The sequence below is a fragment of the Ferrovibrio terrae genome (genome assembly GCF_943371255.1).
In the GTDB taxonomy this organism is placed as follows: domain Bacteria; phylum Pseudomonadota; class Alphaproteobacteria; order Ferrovibrionales; family Ferrovibrionaceae; genus Ferrovibrio; species Ferrovibrio terrae_B.
Genome location: NZ_CALRUC010000175.1, coordinates 1 through 5,846 on the forward strand (window position 1 = coordinate 1; position 5,846 = coordinate 5,846).

Annotated in this window: 6 protein-coding genes, 1 tRNA gene and 1 pseudogene; 4 read left to right on the forward strand and 4 right to left on the reverse strand. The window is 61.6% G+C overall.

The features are described 5' to 3' along the window. The 3 genes and pseudogenes from AAG799_RS22025 to AAG799_RS22035 all read right to left on the reverse strand — a co-directional run. Positions 1 to 197: pseudogene (locus AAG799_RS22025) on the reverse strand (UDP-N-acetylglucosamine 1-carboxyvinyltransferase); the annotation flags it as partial. Positions 198 to 354: 157 nt separating this feature from the next. Continuing rightward, positions 355 to 909 (reverse strand): dCTP deaminase, encoded by a 555-nt coding sequence (gene dcd, locus AAG799_RS22030; protein ID WP_341899201.1) that lies wholly within the window; start codon positions 907 to 909, stop codon positions 355 to 357. A gap of 61 nt (positions 910 to 970) precedes the next feature. After that, positions 971 to 1,171 carry a hypothetical protein gene (locus AAG799_RS22035; RefSeq protein ID WP_341899202.1) on the reverse strand — a complete coding sequence of 67 codons (201 nt, stop codon included), beginning with the start codon at positions 1,169 to 1,171 and terminating at the stop codon, positions 971 to 973. A gap of 272 nt (positions 1,172 to 1,443) precedes the next feature. On the opposite strand from AAG799_RS22035, the gene AAG799_RS22040 reads away from it, so the two are divergent. From AAG799_RS22040 to AAG799_RS22055, 4 genes are all read left to right on the forward strand, one after another. After that, positions 1,444 to 1,518: transfer RNA gene (locus AAG799_RS22040), tRNA-Thr, on the forward strand. Between the two features lie 222 nt (positions 1,519 to 1,740). Beyond that, entirely contained in the window at positions 1,741 to 3,945 is a 2,205-nt protein-coding gene (locus tag AAG799_RS22045; RefSeq protein ID WP_341899203.1) for a lysylphosphatidylglycerol synthase domain-containing protein, read from the forward strand. A 33-nt stretch (positions 3,946 to 3,978) separates the two neighbouring features. Beyond that, a complete protein-coding gene (locus AAG799_RS22050) occupies positions 3,979 to 4,566 on the forward strand; it encodes a PAS domain-containing protein (RefSeq protein WP_341899205.1) in 588 nt (195 codons plus the stop codon). A gap of 1 nt (position 4,567) precedes the next feature. Further along, complete coding sequence (locus AAG799_RS22055; protein ID WP_341899207.1) at positions 4,568 to 5,074, forward strand: PAS domain-containing protein; 507 nt, start codon at positions 4,568 to 4,570, stop codon at positions 5,072 to 5,074. 16 nt (positions 5,075 to 5,090) lie between these two features. Here the strand turns inward: AAG799_RS22055 and AAG799_RS22060 are convergent, their stop codons facing one another. Next, positions 5,091 to 5,450, reverse strand: a complete 360-nt coding sequence (locus AAG799_RS22060) for a hypothetical protein (RefSeq protein WP_341899209.1) — start codon at positions 5,448 to 5,450, stop codon at positions 5,091 to 5,093. Positions 5,451 to 5,846: the final 396 nt, after the last annotated feature.

Consider the following 5,846-nt stretch of genomic DNA (forward strand, 5'->3'; position numbering starts at 1 on the left):
ATCGACACATCGACGCCATGCTGCTGCAGCAGATGCGCCATGGTGGCGATATCGGCCAGATGCGGCACATTGGACAGCGTCAGCGTCTCGTCGCTCAGCAGGCTGGCCGCCATCAGCGGCAGGGCCGCGTTCTTGGCGCCGCCGATGCCGATGCTGCCGTCCAGGGGCTTGCCGCCGCGCAACCGAATTCTATCCATAACGCATTGATTCCAAAGAACTACCGGCTGAAACCGCCGGCCAGAGCTAAATAGGGCACCGATTGTCTAGCGCAACGGGGGCCGAATCGCCAGTGCGGGCGGATGTAACGCCCGGATGCGCCAGGAAAAGCCGCAGGCCGGTGGCCTGCCGACAGCCCTACAGCTTGGGCAGGGTGACGCCGCGCTGGCCCATATATTTGCCGGCGCGGTCGGCGTAGCTGACCTCGCAGGGCTGATCGCCCTTGAGGAACAGGAACTGGCAGGCGCCTTCATTGGCATAGATCTTGGCGGGCAGCGGCGTGGTGTTGGAGAATTCCAGCGTCACATGGCCTTCCCATTCCGGCTCCAGCGGCGTGACATTCACGATGATGCCGCAGCGCGCATAGGTGCTTTTGCCCAGGCAGATCACCAGCACATCGCGCGGGATGCGGAAATACTCCACCGTGCGCGCGAGCGCGAAGGAATTGGGCGGAATGACGCAGACATCGGTGTCGCGGTCGACAAAGGATTCGGGCGAGAATTCCTTGGGATCAACCACCGCGCTGTTCACATTGGTGAAGATCTTGAACTCGCGCGCCACGCGGGCGTCATAGCCGTAAGAGGACAGGCCGTAGGAGATCGTGCCTTCGCGTTTCTGCGCCTCCACGAATGGCTCGATCATGCCTTGCGTCTTCGCCATTTCGCGAATCCAGATATCGGACATGACTGACATGCGGTGATCCTTCGGCGGCAGAAAACAGTGTCTTCGGGCTTAAGCGGGCGAACCCAGCCCGTCAAGCCGCCGGCGCGCCGCCGCCGCCTGGGCCACCGTCGGAGCCGCCATCCCGGCCGCGGGCCTGCTGCTTGCGGCGGCCCAGATTGGCCCGCAGGGTCTGCGCCAGCCGCGCCGCCCGGGCAGCGCGGTGCTTGGCTTTGCGCTGGCGGTTGTCCGACACCGTTTCCGGCGCGCTGTCAGGTTTGTCGCTGTCTGCCATGCACCCTCTGGCGCCACCGGCCATGGCCGGCGCGCGCAATCCAGCGATAGCCAGCCCCGCCCCCCGGCGTCAACCGGAATCCGCGCCCGCAGCCGGGCCAGGTTCGGGCGGCAAATCGCGGGGAACACGACGAAATCTGCGATTTCGCAAAAGCCGGCCAAAAGCCGCCATGTCGCGCTTGCGCCAGCCGGCCGGCTGTGGCAGTTTCCGCGCCCGACGCCGGCCGGGCCTTCGGGCGCGAGGGCCGGTTTGTCGTTTTTGGCCCTTACGGGGCTGCTGTAGCTCAGTGGTAGAGCACCTCATTGGTAATGAGGAGGTCGACAGTTCAATCCTGTCCAGCAGCACCATCCCCGGCGATCACGCGACCTGCCAACCTCATCGCCGCACCGGCCTGATGACATGCGGCCGATCTGCGCGCGATGAGATCGGCAGGCCTGCGGGTTTGATCAAATACCTCGTATTTGTCATGGGAATGGTGCCACACGGCATAGTCGCCGCATGCAACTAATGAGGTATCCCCATGCACGCTGATCCCCGGCCCGCATCACCGGGCCTGAAATCAGCACCTCATGACTCGCATTCTTCGCAATGTCCTTTTTGCGATCACTTCCCTCGGCGCGCTGCTCGCAACATTCTATCTGGTCGACCCAGAGGCTGTTGCCCTTAGCCTCCGCTCCATTCATTGGCATGGCATTCTGATTGCCACCCTGCTGGTGCTGGCAAATAACTATTTTTCACTGCTGCGCTTTCGCTCGGTGCTCCGGACCTTCGGCTTCAGACCGAGCTGGCACAGCCTGTTCTTTTCCCATTCGGTCGGTCAGGTCTCGAATCAGATTCTGTTCAATGTGATTGGCCAGAGCCTCAGCCGCGCGGCAGTTCTGGCTTCCAATGGTGTGCCATACAGTATTTCGATACTCGCGACCTACTTGGAGCGTGCGCAGGCGGCCGCGATCCTGCTTCTGCTCAGCCTTGGCGGCCTGTGCTACCTGTTCATCAACGTGCATTTCGACTTCCTGCCTGCCACGCAATACATGGCATCGATGGCAGCAGCCCTCTTCATCACCGTACTGGTTGTTGCGCTCACCGCGCTTCGATCAGCACGACTGTTGCAAAATCTGCCTGGCCAGATGCGTGGCGTTCTGCGCCTGTGGCCCAGCCTGCTGCTGACCCTCGCCGCCCATGGCTGCATGCTGGCCGCCTATCTGAGCCTGCTATGGGGATTGGGGATATCGCCATTCGACAGCCGCGTGATGGCGGCACTGTTCATCGTAATGTTCACCGCCAGCCTGCCGATCAGTTTCTCCGGCTGGGGTATCCGTGAATTCAGTGCCGCTCAGGCCCTTGGCGTGATCGGCATCAGCGAATCTGTTGCCGTGGCAAGCGCCGTTGCTGTCGGCCTGATCGGCCTGCTGGTCATGCTGCTGACTCTCGTCTGCAGCGGCATGCTGCTGCTGCACTGGCGCATTCCCGCGCGAGGCCCGCCACCCTCCATTGCGCCCATGCACCTCAACTGGAGCGGCGCGGCCCTGGCAGCCAGCGCCACATTATGCGCCATCTTGCTGTTCTTTCAGGTTCGCATACCACTGCAAGACGTTGAACTGACCGGCAACCTTGCCGATATCATCGCCCTGACCGGCCTGGGCCTGGCCCCGATTGCCCTCTGGATTCATCGCAATGCGCTGCCTGCGCCAAGCGTCCTGATTGCTGGCCTGTTGGCCATCTCGGTCCTCTTAATCTTTTCATTGCTGCACGGCTACACCAGCTTCGGCTGGACCCGCTGGGCCTTTGTCAACCGGGGGCTGGGTTGGCTGATTATTCTTGGATATGCCGCAACCGGGCTGTCGATTGCCCTGAGCGGCAAGGCGCAGTATCGCAATACTGTTCTTGGCACCTTCGTTGCCACGGGAACCACTCTTGCCGTCCTGCAGATCGCCCTGCTGATTGCCTCTCTGTTCGGAGTGTCGATCCCACGCGATGTCTTCGCGCTGCCGCTGCAGGCTTATGCAGGTAATCCCAATGCCTTTGCAGTTCAGATGTCCATCACCACTGCTGCCGCCGTTGCCGCGCAACATCTCGGACTGTTCGATCGCTGGAAATACATGCTGCCATCGATCCTCAGCGTGCTGAGCCTTGCCATTTACTACAGCCATTCCAGAGCCGGCATCGGCATGCTCGGTATCGTCCTGGCCTGCATGCTGATCTTCCCCGGCCACTTACCCCGGCGCCAGCTGATATCAGCGATCCTGCTGCCGCCACTGACCATTGCGGTCTTTTCATTCCTCTACGATCAGATCTACGGCTACATGCTCACGGAGAATTCTTTTGTCACCCTGATGCTCGCTGTGGATATGACACGCGATTCAGGTGATCTTGAGCGTTGGCGCAGTATTATCGATGGCTGGCAGATGTGGCTGCAGCATCCGGTCTTCGGCAAGGGCCTGGGTGCCTATATCGAGCAGCATCTCAACATTACCGGCCGCGCATTAATCATCCATTCTGTGCCGGTGTGGCTGCTGGCAGAAACCGGACTACTGGGTTTTGGCGTCGTCGCGGTTTTCTTCCTGGCTCTTTTACGCCATGCCCATACGGGCCTCAGTCAACCGAATAGCGGCTGGTCACTGGGACTGTTGATCCTGCTGCTGAGTTTCGCCGCCGGCAATCTTGTCCATGACTTCTTTTTCCAGCGCAATTTCTGGTTCCTGCTAGGATTGCTGATCGCAATTCCCGCCGTTGCAGCAGCACCCGGAAATACACTGCCGTCGAAGGTAATTTGACGCTACCCGGCCATAATGGCTTACACTTAGGCCATGACGTTACCCACCCCCTTCTCCGACGAACCGGCCATCGATGCCGTCGCGCGGTACTGGACGCACAAGCGCCAGAAGGATGGCGGCAAACGCCGCATGCCCGACCGCGCCGATATCGATCCGCTCGAGCTGCCGCCGACCTTCTGGCCCAACCTGCTGATCACCGAGCCGGCCGAGGGCGGCGCCTGGCGCTATCGTCTGGTCGGGTCCGCCCATGTCGAACGCTACGGTATGGATTTCACCGGCAAGACCACGCATGACATCATGCAGGGCAGTTATCGCGACTACATGGGCGCCATCTACCACGCCACATTCCATGACGCCGTGCCGGTCTATTCGGAAAGCGTGTTCCGCTGGGATGCCGCCGGCTTTGCCATGACGCGACGGCTGATGCTGCCGCTCAGCCAGGGCGAGACGGACCGGCCGGCGCTGGTGTTCAGCATTCAGGTGTGGCCGAGCGCGATGCCGATCCAGCCACGCAGCATCAGCGACCTGAGCCGCAGCGGCGGTTTCAAGGATGGCTTCTTCCTGCGCCTGGACCCCGACAGCTTCCAGCCGTTGCCCGATACAGGCGGCAGCAAGCCCTGACATGAATCACTTTACCGATGGCCGCATTATTGCGGGCTCTGATCGCGCGGAAGATCTTGAACAGCCGATCCTGCGCGATTTCCATCGCTACTGGCTCGACAGGCGCGGTGCGCGGCGCTGGCCGGCACGCGCCGATATCGATCCGCTCGATCTCAAGCCGCTGCTCGGCAACATCGCTCTGCTTGATGTTGTGCATGAGCCGGATGTCGCCGCGCCGCCGCGGTTCCGCTATCGCGTGTTCGGCACCGGCTTTGTCGAGTGGTTCGGCTTCGATATGACCGGCCGCATGATCGATGACTGGCCGGCGCCGGAATACCGCGCGGTGATGAATGCGTCCTACCGTGAAGTGGCGGCGGCAGGGCGGCCATTCCGCCGCCTGCGCAGCTTCGTCAAGGACAACCGCATCCTGCGCTACGAGGCGCTGATGCTGCCGCTTGGCATCGACAGCGGCGACAGCGCAGCGCAGCGCGTCGGGCAGATCATCGTGGCACAGGTGTTTACGGCGTGAACCCTGACCCGGTGCGTCACGGCGCCGGATAGCTGGTCTGATAGCGGCTGGTCAGCGTCAGCGGCACGCTGCCGCTGTTGGTGACGTCCACATAGGCCGCGCCGCTGGCGCCCCGCCCATAGCGATCATACAGCTCGACCTTGCCGCCGGCCGGCACGGTAATCGCACTGCTGCCGGCAGGAAGCTGCAGGCTGCCCGCGCTGCCGCTGGCATTGACCACCGTGATGGTGGTGTAGCCGTAGCGGTCACCCACATCGAGCTTAGCAGTTGCGCCGGGCGCGACAGTGATAGTGCCGGCCTGTGCAGCTGCAGCAAGGCCAATGGCGAACACGGCGGCAAGCGCCAGGCGGGAAGCGACGGTTTTGATGTTCAACATGATGGTTCTCCATGCCGTCCATATTGCAGTGCGAAGCACCGGCCGGACCGCAGGCAACAAGTATGGCGTGATCCGGGCACCGCAAAGGTCACGTCCGTGTGAATGCAACCACTCTGCGGCGAGCGTCACAGTTTTCAATACAAGCGCGCTTAGTAATCGCCTTAGGGTCACAAATCGTTAGGTATTTCCCGTATAATGGAATAAAATTTCGCTCACGCTGCACGCAGGGGTTCATCCCGGGGGGACTAAAATGGGGCAGCAATACCCGTTCGTTAATTATCAGATCGACGGCAAGGTGGTGACGTTGATCATGGTGTCGGAAGCCGGGGTGGCGACTCCGGAAATGGCACAGCGGTCGATGGCCGCCTTCAAGCAGCGCCTGAAAAAAGATGAAGT